This window comes from Komagataeibacter rhaeticus (genome assembly GCF_003207855.1).
GTDB classification, from domain to species: Bacteria; Pseudomonadota; Alphaproteobacteria; order Acetobacterales; family Acetobacteraceae; genus Komagataeibacter; species Komagataeibacter rhaeticus.
Window position 1 is genome coordinate 1 of sequence record NZ_NKTZ01000008.1, and the last position, 11,353, is coordinate 11,353.

Sequence of the window (11,353 nt, forward strand, 5' to 3'; positions counted from 1 at the left end):
ACGCTCCAATGCCGTCAGTTCAATCGCAACCGCTACACGTCCCATTCGATTACCCCTGCCATCAGGATAATCATATAAACTTCTCGATCAGGACACTAGGAAGGGCCAGCCTTTTGCATCCGATGCGGAAGGAAGACCGATCACTGGGGCGGAAACGGAGCGGACATGCAGGAACGGCGTCATCAGCGCGGCCATGGCGCGCGCGCAGGGGGCTGGTTGCGGCGCGGCCTGCTGCTGGCGGCGCTTGGCCTGCCCGCCAGTACGGCACTGGCGCAGCCGCGACACGACTACCGTGCCCCCCCGCCGCAGGCATGGAGCTTCAGCGGCCCGCTGGGGCATTTCGACATGGCGGCCGTCCAGCGTGGCTATACGGTCTATGCCCAGGTCTGTTCCGCCTGCCATGGCATGAAGTCCGTAACCTATGGCGACCTTGCGGGGCTGGGACTGAAGATGGCGGATGTCAACACCATTGCCAGCGCCCACCATGTGCCCGCCGGAGTGGACGGCAGCGGCCACCCGGTCACGCGCCCGGCCAACATGGATGACCACCTGCTCTCGCCCTATCCCAATCCCCACGCGGCGGCGGCGGCCAATCACGGCGTGATGCCGCCCGACCAGTCGCGGCTGGCGGTGGTCCATCCCGGCGGGGTGGACCGGATACTGGCCTTCCTGACCGGCTATGGCGAGACCCCGCCGCCCGGCACCGCCGTGCCGCCGGGCCTGTTCTACAACCCCTATGCCGCCAACGGGCAGACCGCCATGCCGCCCCCGCTGCATGAGGGCGGTGTCACCTATCCCGATGGCACGCCCGCAACCGTTGCCCAGCAGGCGCGCGATGTCACGACCTTCCTGGCATGGGTGGCCAGTCCCCACCTGACCGCGCGGCACCGCGCGGGCGTGGGGGCCGTGGTGTTCCTGCTGGTTTTGCTTGTCCTTTCCATCTGCCTGAAACGGAGAACCTGGTCCAATGTCCCCTAACCCTGCCAGCAGCGAACAGATCGAGCCGGTTATCGGCCTGATCGGTGGTTCCGGCCTGTATGATATCGAAGGCCTTGAAGACAAGGAGTGGCGCACCGTCGAGACCCCATGGGGCAAGCCCTCCGACCAGCTTCTGTTCGGCCGGCTCGATGGCGTGCGCTGCGTGTTCCTGCCCCGCCATGGGCGCGGGCATCCGCTGCCGCCCTCACGGCTGAACTACCGGGCCAATATCGATGCGCTCAAGCGTTCCGGCGTGACCGATATCGTGTCGCTTTCCGCCGTGGGGTCGCTCAAGGAAGAACTGCCGCCGGGCCATTTCGTGGTGATCGACCAGTTCATCGACCGTTCGTTCGCGCGCGAGAAAAGTTTTTTCGATACCGGCTGTGTCGCCCATGTGGGCATGGCCGACCCGCTCTGCCCGCGCATTGGCGACGTGCTGGAAGGCCAGTGCCGCGAACTGGGGCTGGATGTGACGCGCGGCGGCACGTATCTGGTCATGGAAGGGCCGCAGTTCTCCACCCGTGCCGAGAGCAACCTCTACCGCTCCTGGGGCTGTTCGGTGGTGGGCATGACCAACATGCCTGAAGCCAAGCTCGCCCGTGAGGCGGAGATCTGCTACGCCACCGTGGCCATGGTGACCGATTACGACTGCTGGCACGACGGTCATGACAGCGTGACGGTGGATGCGGTGGTCAAGGTCATGCAGGAAAATGCCAGCCGTGCGCGCGCCCTTGTCCGTTCTGTCATCCCGAAGCTGGGCGCGAAGCGTGGCCCCTGCTACGCGGGCTGTGACCGGGCGCTGGAACATGCCATCATCACGGCCCCCGATCGACGTGACCCGGCCCTGCTGAAAAAGCTGGATGCCGTCGCCGGCCGCGTGCTGAACCGGGCCTGATCCGGGAAGGCAACAGAAGGTTCCGGGTGCCGCCTTTTTTTAAAGGCCGCACCTTTCTGAAGCTTTTTGAAAGAAGCCTCGCCTGGAACGTCTTTCCTCTTGGCTCCTGAAGGAACGTCCATGCCTTGCCGGGCACGGGCGTTTTTTCATGCGGGCCCGTTACAGCCAGTGCTCGAAAAAGCTCAGCGTGCGCTGCATGGCCAGCGTTGCGGCCGCTTCGTTATAGGAAGGGCGGTCAGTGCAGCCAAAGCCGTGATCGGCCCCTTCATAGGTGAAGATCTCGATATCCTCATGCGCCGCGCGGATGGCTTCCACCTCGCTTGCGGGGATATGCGCGTCGTCTGCGCCAAAATGCAGTTGCACGGGGCAGTTGGGCACCTGGCTGCGGGTCTGGGCAATGCCGCCGCCATACCAGGCCACGGCCGCGGCAAAGGCCCTGGTGTGGCAGGCTGCTTCCCATGCCAGTTTGCCGCCCCAGCAGAAGCCGACAATGCCCTTCCTGTCCGTTGGCAGGATAGCGGCCGCGGCAACAAGGTCCTTCAGCGTGTCGGCCTGTGCAATCCGGCTGCGCAGGGCCAGGCCCTCCTGCATGCCGGCGCTGTCATAGGGCAGGATGGCATCGCGCCGCACGCGATCAAACAGGGCGGGGGCAATGGCCTGATAGCCCTGTGCCGCAAAGGAATCGCACACGGCGCGGATATAAGGCGTGATCCCGAATATTTCCTGCACCACCACAACGCTGCGCGCGGCATCTGGCCGACCGGCCCGGTAAGCGGAAAATGCATGCCCGTCGGTCGCGGTAATGGTGATGACTGCGCCCATGGCCTCTACTCCATTTGTTCCATTATTGTCCGTCACACAATGATGCGGGGCACCATCGCGTCAATATGAAACCCGCGTGAAGATGCGGTTTATGGGAATTTTCTCCTGCCCGCACCATATCCCGGCTTTCATCTGCCCGACCGGTACTGGTTCCGTTAAGCCCCATGCAGGGAGAGCGCATTCCCCCTGGCATGGCAGGGGGCAGGGACGGAATCGGTGCCACCCCCATCATGTATTGCACGGAGGGCAGGGCCTCCCCTTTTGACGGGTCGGGCCTGGATGAAACAGATGTCTGATATCAAAAGATAAAATCCTGAGATCCGGCCTTGATGGACCGGATGTGCGAATTCCGCGCCATCAGCCCCGTCCCGCTTCTTGACACCCGTAGGGGGGCTTCCTATCTGGTTGTTAGCACTCTCATGAGGGGAGTGCTAACGCGATGCGGCCTGGCGCGCGCGCCAACCGGTGGCGTTGCTTGATTCAAGGGCGTTACCTTTAGATATTATGGAGCGATCCATCCCATGACGAAATTTCGTCCCCTGCATGACCGTGTGGTCGTCCGTCGCCTCAAGAGCGAGGAAAAAACCGCAGGTGGTATCATCATTCCTGAGACCGCCAAGGAAAAGCCGATGGAAGGCGAGGTGATCTCGGCAGGCCCGGGTGCCCGTAACGAGCAGGGCCAGATCGTGGCCCTGGACGTAAAGGCGGGTGACCGCGTGCTGTTCGGCAAGTGGTCGGGCACGGAAGTGACGATCAACGGTGAAGAACTGCTGATCATGAAGGAAAGCGACATCATGGGCGTGGTCGGCTGACCCACCCGCGTTTTCCGCACCGAGTAACCTCCTGAAAAACTTTCCATACCGGAGAATAAGAAAATGGCAGCCAAGGACGTAAAGTTCGGCGGTGAAGCCCGCCAGCGCATGCTGCGTGGCGTGGACATTCTTGCAGACGCAGTCAAGGTGACGCTGGGCCCCAAGGGCCGTAACGTCGTGCTCGACAAGAGCTTCGGCGCACCGCGCATCACGAAGGACGGTGTCTCCGTCGCCAAGGAAATCGAACTGGCCGACAAGTTCGAGAACATGGGCGCGCAGATGGTGCGCGAAGTCGCCTCCAAGACCAACGACATCGCGGGCGACGGCACCACCACCGCCACCGTGCTGGCGCAGGCCATCGTGCGTGAAGGTGCCAAGGCCGTGGCCGCTGGCATGAACCCGATGGACCTCAAGCGCGGCATCGACAAGGCGGTTGGCGTTGTTGTTGAAGAGCTGAAGAAGAACGCGAAGAAGATCACGACCCCGGCCGAGACGGCACAGGTCGGCACGATTTCCGCCAATGGCGAGGCCGAGATCGGTGAAATGATCTCCAAGGCCATGCAGAAGGTCGGTTCCGAGGGCGTCATCACGGTGGAAGAGGCCAAGGGCCTGCACACCGAGCTGGACGTGGTCGAGGGCATGCAGTTCGACCGTGGCTACATCTCCCCGTATTTCGTGACGAACGCGGAGAAGATGACCGTCGATCTGGACAGCCCCTACATCCTGATCCACGAGAAGAAGCTCTCCTCGCTCCAGCCGATCCTGCCGCTGCTCGAAGCCGTTGTGCAGTCCGGCCGTCCGCTGCTGATCATCGCGGAAGATGTTGATGGCGAAGCGCTGGCGACCCTGGTGGTCAACAAGCTGCGTGGTGGCCTGAAAATCGCCGCCGTCAAGGCCCCGGGCTTTGGCGACCGCCGCAAGGCGATGCTGGAAGACATCGCGATCCTGACCGGCGGCCAGGTGATCAGCGAAGATCTGGGCATCAAGCTGGAAAGCGTGACGCTGGACATGCTGGGCACCGCGAAGAAGGTGCACATCGACAAGGAAAACACCACCATTGTCGAAGGCGCTGGCAACAGCGAGGGCATCAAGGGCCGTTGCAGCCAGATCCGTGCGCAGATCGAGGAAACCACCTCCGACTACGACCGTGAGAAGCTGCAGGAACGCCTGGCGAAGCTGGCTGGCGGCGTTGCCGTGATCCGCGTCGGTGGCTCCACCGAGATCGAGGTGAAGGAGCGCAAGGACCGCGTTGACGATGCCCTGCACGCGACCCGTGCGGCGGTTGAGGAAGGCATTGTCCCCGGTGGTGGCACGGCACTGGCCCGCGCTTCGACCAAGCTGGGTGGCCTGCACTTCCATAACGACGACCAGCGCGTTGGTGCGGACATCATCCGCAAGGCCCTGCAGGCCCCGCTGCGCCAGATCGCCCACAACGCGGGTGAAGACGGTGCGGTCATTGCCGGCAAGGTTCTGGAAAACGACACCTACACCTTCGGTTTCGATGCCCAGATGGGTGACTACAAGGACCTGGTGGCAGCCGGCATCATCGACCCGATGAAGGTCGTGCGCACGGCGCTGCAGGATGCGGCCTCGGTCGCGGGCCTGCTGATCACCACCGAAGCGATGGTGGCCGAGCGCCCCGAAAAGAAGGCTCCTGCCATGCCGGAAGGTGGCATGGGCGGAATGGGTGGCATGGGCGGCATGGACTTCTGAGCATAGCCTCAGGCCATGCCGGGTGTCCGGGGATGGCGGGTCCGCCCGCCTTCCCCACCCCCTGCGGACTTTTCGGAAAAACGGGTGTGACTTCGGTCACACCCGTTTTTTTATGGCATGGGGGAAGCCGGTTTCCGCGCGGCAACCAGCAGGAAGGTTGGCCGGTCACGCTCGGGTGCCCAGTCGGGGTGGGCTGCAAGGTCCCTGTCGCTCGGGTTCCATTCCTCCACATGCGTGATGGTAAATCCCGTGCCGGTCAGCAGGTTGAGCAGGGTGCCCAGCGTGCGGTGCTGCTTGATCACGCCCGGCGCCAGCCAGTCCGTGCTGCGGGGGCCTTCGATCTGGTAGTCATTGAGCGGCCAGACACGGGTGCCTGCGGCATCCTGTATCCAGTCGGGCCGGGACGGGGCGGTATAGATCGGGTGTTCGGTAGAAAATACGAAATGCCCGCCCGGTACCAGCCCTGCGTGAATGGTGCGGAGCAGGGGGGCAAGGTCGCGGATATAGTGCAGCGCCAGCGAACTGTAGGCCAGATCGAACGCCGCTGCGGGCAGGTCCAGCGTTTCCAGATCCTGCCGGGCATAGGTAATGGCCGCGTCATGGCCGAAGCCGCGGGCGCGGGCCAGCATGTTTTCCGACAGGTCTATCCCCAGTACCGATCCGGCATGGCGCGCGCTGGCCCAGCGGCAGAACCAGCCAAAGCCGCAGCCCAGGTCAACAATGCGCGCGCCCGCAAGCGGCGGCAGCAGGGCCTGCATGGCGGGCCATTCCGCCGCGGCATCCAGCCCCGCGCGTGAGCGGGGCAACTGGCTGTAGCCGTGAAAGAAATCGGGCTGGTCATAAATGTTCTGGCTCATGGGCAGTGGGTTCCGCGCGGTCTGATTCGTTACGGTTTAAAGTGTATTGCATTGCCGGGCCGCCGGTAAGGCATGCCATGCGGGCGGGGCGGCGGCCGAACGGTGGGACCCATGGGCGGGCAGTCACTATTTTTTGATTGATTATGTCCCGATCTGCGCGGCCAGCGCGCGTCATCATTTGACAGGGCGGCCCTTTTCATGCTGCCCCTATGGTGCACGAACGACGTGAAAGCTGCAGGGTGTTTTCCGGATGCCCCGTTTTTTTCATGGCCGTAAAGGCACGCGCCCGGATTGCCGGTATTAGGACCGGCAAGGATGGCGCTGGAGAAGAGACTGGCTATGGCTACCGGAAAAGTAAAATGGTTCAACGCAACCAAGGGTTTTGGCTTCATCATGCCCGATGATGGCGGCAAGGACGTGTTTGTGCATATCACTGCCGTGCAGGCGGCTGGCCTGCGTGGCCTGAACGAGGATCAGGCTGTCAGCTACGACATCGCCATGGAACGTGGCAAGGCCGCCGCGACCAACCTCAAGGCGCTCTGACACTTCTCCCGCTCCGGGGAATGGTGTAGCGGGAAGGGCCCGGGCGTCCGGTCAGTGAAGCTGGCCGGTTGCCGTATCCTGCTCATGCAGGAAGGCCCCGATCTCCGCCGCCGCGGCACGCAGGCCCAGGCGGCGCACCGTTACCCCGGCGGGAAAAGCCGATAGCAGGCGTGATGGGGTGCGCCTGTCCAGCAGGACGAACACACCCCTGTCCTGGCGGCTGCGGATCAGCCGTCCAAAGGCCTGCCGCAGGCGCAGGCGGGCTATCCTGTCATCATACCGCCCCGGTTCCCCGCCCGACAGATGGATGCGCCGCTCCCGGTGCAGGATGTCGGGCCGTGGCCAGGGCACGCGTTCGAACGCGACCAGCCGCAGTGCCGCGCCCGGCACATCCACTCCGTCACGCATCGCATCCGTGCCCAGCAGGCTGGCATTGTGCTCGCTGCGCAGTATGTCCACCAGTGTTGCGTTGTCCATCGGGTCCACATGCTGGGCGTAAAGCGGCAGCCCGGCTGCTTCCAGCGGGGTCACGATGCGGCGGTAGACGTCCCGCAGCCGCGATATGGCGGTGAACAGCCCCAGCGCCCCCCCGTTCGATGCCGTGAACAGCGTGCGGTAGGCCCCGGCCAGGGCAGCCGGGTCATCATGCGCCACATCGGTAATGATGAAGGCCCGGCTCTGCCGCGCGTAATCGAACGGGCTGGGGAAGGACGCCCGGATGGCGGGGGAGGGCAGATGGATCGCGCCCGCACGGGCTTCGGCCGCATCCCAGGCGCGGTCCGCACCCTCATCATCCGATGCATCCCCCGTCTCGTCACGCAGGGTTGCGGAAGTGACCAGCACGCCATGCGCAGGGGCGGCCAGCACGCTGGCAAAGGGAATGGTCGGGTCCAGCCAGTGGCGGTACAGCCCCACATCCCGCTCACCGGGGTTCTGGCCCTCGCGCCGGTCCATGCGGATATAGTCGATATATTGCGGGGTTTCGCCACCCACCTGCGGTTTTTCCGCCTGGATGCTGCCCAGCATGGCGCACCAGCCATCCACCCGCGCCAGCGCGCGCCGGCGGATGGAGCGGCTGGCGGCGGCTATGCGTTCGCGCATCGGGGTATCCAGCCAGTCGGCCTCGGTCTCCAGCGCCTCATCCAGTCGCGCCACCAGCGTGCGCAGGGGTTCGGCCAGCCGCCGCAGGGCGCGCTCCATGGCCTGCGCCGCCATGCGCAGCGCATCGGGCATGGGATAGAGATCACATTCACTGTCGCTTCGCCGGGGGCCGCCCTCGGGGCTGCCCTGCGTGCGGGCCAGTACCTGCTGGCGCAGTTCGTGCAGCAGCATCTCGGTGGGGTTGGACAGGGTTGGCTCACCTGATTCCGTCCCGGCAGCGGCGGGCGGGGTGGCCGCGCGGTGCACGGGATCAAGGGCGGCAAGGCGCGCGGACCATCCCGGTGCCGGCAGCGCGCGGGCGGCCATCAGGGCGGTATCGAGCGGGGTTTCCATGCGGGGGATATGGGCCAGCAGGTCTTCCAGCCGGCGCCGCAGCCCACGGGCGCGCGAGCGTGCCCCTTCGGCCCCCAGCAGCCAGCGCCGCAGTTCGGCGGCCTCCAGCCCCGACAGTTCAAGGGCGAAGGCACTGTCCGCCGCATCGGCAATGTGGTGCCCCTCGTCCATGATGTAGCGGGTGGGGGTGTGGTCCTCGTTACTGGTGTCCGACCCGTCCAGCGCGTGCCATGCCGCCTGCGACATGACCAGCGCGTGATTGGCAATGACAAGGTCCGCCGTCCGCGCGCGGCGGATGGAATGCTCCACCATGCAGCTCTGGTAATGCGGGCAGGCGCCATGGATGCACTCGCCACGGCGGTCGGCAATGCTGACCAGCAGCCCACGGCCGAACAGGTCGGCAAACCAGCCGGGCAGGTCGCCGCCAAACAGGTCGCCATCCTGCGTATGGGCGGCCCACAGCGCAATCAGCGCCAGCCCGACCAGCGCGCCATTGCCCGCCTGCCCGCGTGAGAGGGCGATGTTCACGCTCTCTTCCATATTGAGCAGGCACAGGTAGTTCTCCCGCCCCTTGCGCACCACCACATGGGCCATGCGCGTGGCCGGGTCGGGGTGCAGGCGGCCCAGTTCCGATTCGATCTGGCGCTGCAGGTGGCGGGTATAGGTACTGATCCATACACTGCCGCCATTGCGCCGTGCCCAGATGCTGGCAGGGGCTACATAGCCCAGCGTCTTGCCGGTACCGGTTCCCGCTTCCGCCAGCACCATGTGCGGGTCGCCCTGCGTTGCGCGCGGGGCGAAGGCGCTGGCCACGACATGGCTGAAGGCTTCCTGCGCAGGGCGCTGTTCGGCCCCTTCACCCAGTATGGCGCGCAGGCGGGCGCGTGCTTCCTCCCCCGTGACCGGATGCGCGCCGGGAGCGGGGAGCGGGGCGGTTTCCTCCCATTGGGGCAGGCGGGTCCAGACCCGCAGCGCGTCATTGGGCTGGATGGCGTCGGCCGGGGGGCGTTCGTCCGGGCCAAGCCCCAGTGCGGCACAGGTGGCGGCCCCCCATGGCCAGCTCGCTTCACGCATGCGCCAGGCCAGCGCGGTCTTTATGGCCGCCTCGGGCGTGTCGCGCGTCCGGGCCAGGCGGTGCAGCAGTGCGAAGGCCAAGTCGGGCAGCAGGTCGGCCTCGGGCGCGTCCAGCCTGTGGGCTGCAATGTCCAGTGCCCCGCCCAGTCCGCGCGCGGTGGGGGGCACGCCCCAGGCGGGCATGACAAAGGCAAAAAGCTCAAGCAGGTCCAGCCACGGGCCGGGGCGTGGCAGCGGCGGCAGGTCGAGCCTGCGGGCCATGGCGGGGGCATGGATGACAAGCGGCGCGGGCCAGTGCGGCAGTTCGCGCCGTATGTCTGCTGCCGTTATGGTCAGCAGTTCCCCATCCGGGGTCAGGACCGACCAGGCGCCATTGCGCGGCAGGAGTGCCGGCGCGCTGTCCGGCAGGGGCGGGGTGTCTGGCATGCTGGTACATGATATAGGGCACGCGCGGACGTCTGTCGCCCGTCGTGTGTCATGTATTCTCATTGCTGTACCACAGGGTGTGGAATAGGATAATTGACCCGCGTCCTTCCTGCCCATAGCTTGCCGGTCCATGTCAGAACAGCACCCCTCCCTTATCTCGCCCCTTCCCAAGTCCTGGCCGTTCGAGGAGGCGGCGAAACTCGCGGCCCATGTGGGCGGGCGCGAGGTGACGCCGTCCCGTCCCGCCCTGCTGGAAACCGGCTATGGCCCGTCCGGCCTGCCCCATATCGGCACGTTTGGCGAGGTGGCGCGCACGTCATGGGTGCGGCAGGCCTTCACGAAGCTGACCGGCCTGCCCACGCGGCTGCTGGCGTTTTCCGATGATATGGACGCCCTGCGCAAGGTGCCGGAAAATGTGCCCAACCAGGACATGCTGCGCCAGTATATCGGCAAGCCGCTGTCGCGGGTGCCCGACCCGTTCGGCACGCATGACTCCTTTGCCGCCCACAACAATGCCCGCCTGCGTTCCTTCCTTGACGGGTTCGGGTTTGAATACGAATTCGCCTCCTCCACGCAGTATTACGAAGGCGGCCGTTTTGATGCGGCCCTGAAGCGCGTGCTGGAAGTGCATGACAAGATCGTGGCGGTGATCGCCCCCACGTTGGGCGAGGAACGGCGCGCAACCTATTCCCCCGTCCTGCCCATTCACCCGCGCACCGGCCAGGTCATGCAGGTGAAGATGGATGCGATCGACCCCGTGGCGGGCACGGTGCGCTGGACCGATGAAGATGGCGAGACGTTCGAGACCCCCGTCACCGGCGGCCACGCCAAGATGCAGTGGAAGGCCGACTGGGCCATGCGCTGGTATGCGCTGGGTGTGGATTACGAGATGTCGGGCAAGGACCTGATCGACAGCGTGCGCCTGTCGGGCAGGATCTGCCGCATCCTTGGTGGCCAGCCGCCAGCAGGGCTGACCTATGAGCTGTTTCTGGACCAGAACGGGCAGAAGATCTCCAAGTCCAGGGGCAATGGCATATCGGTCGAGGAATGGCTGCGCTATGCCCCGGCCGAAAGCCTTGGCCAGTACATGTTCAACGCCCCGCAGCGTGCCAAGCGCCTGTTCTTTGACGTGATCCCCAAGGCAACGGATGAATACCTGGCGCATGTGGCCAAGGCCAAGACCCTTGCCACCGATGATCCGCAGCTTCTGACCAACCCGGCCTGGTTCATCCACAAGGGCCTGATCCCGGCGGATGCGGGCAGCCCCGTCACCTTTGGCATGCTGCTCAACCTGGCCAGTGTGGCCAATGCCGAGACGCCGGATGTGCTGTGGAAGTTCATCCAGCGTTATGATGCACAGGCCACACCCGAAAGCTGCCCCATGCTGGCGCGGCTGGTGGAACACGCCATTGTCTATTACGCCGATTTCGTGCGCCCCACGAAGCATTACCGCGCGCCCGATGCGCATGAGCGCCGCGCACTGGCTGATCTGGCCGAAGCCCTGCGCGGGCTTGAAGGGACGGAGATAACCCCTGATGCCTGCCAGAACCTGGTGTTCGAGATCGGCAAGACCCATGGCTTCGAGCCGCTGCGGGCATGGTTCGGCTGCCTGTATGAAGTGCTGCTGGGGCAGAAGGAAGGGCCGCGTTTCGGGATTTTTGTAGCCCTGTACGGCGTTGCGGAGACCGTGGCCCTGATCGAGGCGGCCCTGACCCGCACCGAAGGAACAGCGGCCTGAG

9 protein-coding genes are annotated in these 11,353 nt (G+C 65.1%); 6 read left to right on the plus strand and 3 right to left on the minus strand.

What is annotated here, in order from left to right; all coding sequences use genetic code 11:
- Positions 1–165: 165 nt before the first annotated feature.
- Both CFR78_RS09455 and CFR78_RS09460 read left to right on the plus strand, forming a co-directional pair.
- A complete protein-coding gene (locus CFR78_RS09455) occupies positions 166–978 on the plus strand; it encodes a cytochrome c1 (RefSeq protein ID WP_034931499.1) in 813 nt (270 codons plus the stop codon).
- Complete coding sequence (locus CFR78_RS09460; RefSeq protein ID WP_007399240.1) at positions 968–1,873, plus strand: S-methyl-5'-thioadenosine phosphorylase; 906 nt, start codon at positions 968–970, stop codon at positions 1,871–1,873. Before CFR78_RS09455 ends, CFR78_RS09460 begins: the two co-directional genes overlap by 11 nt.
- 159 nt (positions 1,874–2,032) lie before the next feature.
- Here the strand turns inward: CFR78_RS09460 and CFR78_RS09465 are convergent, their stop codons facing one another.
- On the minus strand, positions 2,033–2,695 hold the full coding sequence (locus CFR78_RS09465) for a dienelactone hydrolase family protein (protein WP_034931500.1): 663 nt from the start codon (positions 2,693–2,695) through the stop codon (positions 2,033–2,035).
- Between the two features lie 521 nt (positions 2,696–3,216).
- Between CFR78_RS09465 and CFR78_RS09470 the strand changes: the two genes are divergently transcribed.
- Both CFR78_RS09470 and groL read left to right on the plus strand, forming a co-directional pair.
- Positions 3,217–3,507 carry a co-chaperone GroES gene (locus CFR78_RS09470; protein WP_034931502.1) on the plus strand — a complete coding sequence of 97 codons (291 nt, stop codon included), beginning with the start codon at positions 3,217–3,219 and terminating at the stop codon, positions 3,505–3,507.
- A 63-nt stretch (positions 3,508–3,570) separates the two neighbouring features.
- Positions 3,571–5,220, plus strand: a complete 1,650-nt coding sequence (gene groL, locus CFR78_RS09475; RefSeq protein WP_007399245.1) for a chaperonin GroEL — start codon at positions 3,571–3,573, stop codon at positions 5,218–5,220.
- Between the two features lie 110 nt (positions 5,221–5,330).
- Here groL and CFR78_RS09480 read toward each other — a convergent pair whose 3' ends face one another.
- Entirely contained in the window at positions 5,331–6,077 is a 747-nt protein-coding gene (locus CFR78_RS09480) for a class I SAM-dependent methyltransferase (RefSeq protein WP_034931505.1), read from the minus strand.
- Between the two features lie 339 nt (positions 6,078–6,416).
- On the opposite strand from CFR78_RS09480, the gene CFR78_RS09485 reads away from it, so the two are divergent.
- On the plus strand, positions 6,417–6,620 hold the full coding sequence (locus tag CFR78_RS09485) for a cold-shock protein (RefSeq protein WP_010507660.1): 204 nt from the start codon (positions 6,417–6,419) through the stop codon (positions 6,618–6,620).
- Positions 6,621–6,671: 51 nt separating this feature from the next.
- On the opposite strand, the gene CFR78_RS09490 is transcribed toward CFR78_RS09485, so the two are convergent.
- Entirely contained in the window at positions 6,672–9,614 is a 2,943-nt protein-coding gene (locus CFR78_RS09490; RefSeq protein ID WP_034931508.1) for an ATP-dependent DNA helicase, read from the minus strand.
- 130 nt (positions 9,615–9,744) lie between these two features.
- On the opposite strand from CFR78_RS09490, the gene CFR78_RS09495 reads away from it, so the two are divergent.
- A complete protein-coding gene (locus CFR78_RS09495) occupies positions 9,745–11,352 on the plus strand; it encodes a lysine--tRNA ligase (RefSeq protein ID WP_034931511.1) in 1,608 nt (535 codons plus the stop codon).
- The last annotated feature ends 1 nt before the right edge of the window (position 11,353 follow it).

Excerpts from the sequence above, each read along its gene's own strand:
- CFR78_RS09455 (WP_034931499.1), top strand. The coding sequence starts at position 166 with ATGCAGGAACGGCGTCATCAGCGCGGCCATGGCGCGCGCGCAGGGGGC.
- CFR78_RS09460 (WP_007399240.1), top strand. The coding sequence starts at position 968 with ATGTCCCCTAACCCTGCCAGCAGCGAACAGATCGAGCCGGTTATCGGC.
- CFR78_RS09465 (WP_034931500.1), bottom strand. The coding sequence starts at position 2,695 with ATGGGCGCAGTCATCACCATTACCGCGACCGACGGGCATGCATTTTCC.
- CFR78_RS09470 (WP_034931502.1), top strand. The coding sequence starts at position 3,217 with ATGACGAAATTTCGTCCCCTGCATGACCGTGTGGTCGTCCGTCGCCTC.
- groL (WP_007399245.1), top strand. The coding sequence starts at position 3,571 with ATGGCAGCCAAGGACGTAAAGTTCGGCGGTGAAGCCCGCCAGCGCATG.
- CFR78_RS09480 (WP_034931505.1), bottom strand. The coding sequence starts at position 6,077 with ATGAGCCAGAACATTTATGACCAGCCCGATTTCTTTCACGGCTACAGC.
- CFR78_RS09485 (WP_010507660.1), top strand. The coding sequence starts at position 6,417 with ATGGCTACCGGAAAAGTAAAATGGTTCAACGCAACCAAGGGTTTTGGC.
- CFR78_RS09490 (WP_034931508.1), bottom strand. The coding sequence starts at position 9,614 with ATGCCAGACACCCCGCCCCTGCCGGACAGCGCGCCGGCACTCCTGCCG.
- CFR78_RS09495 (WP_034931511.1), top strand. The coding sequence starts at position 9,745 with ATGTCAGAACAGCACCCCTCCCTTATCTCGCCCCTTCCCAAGTCCTGG.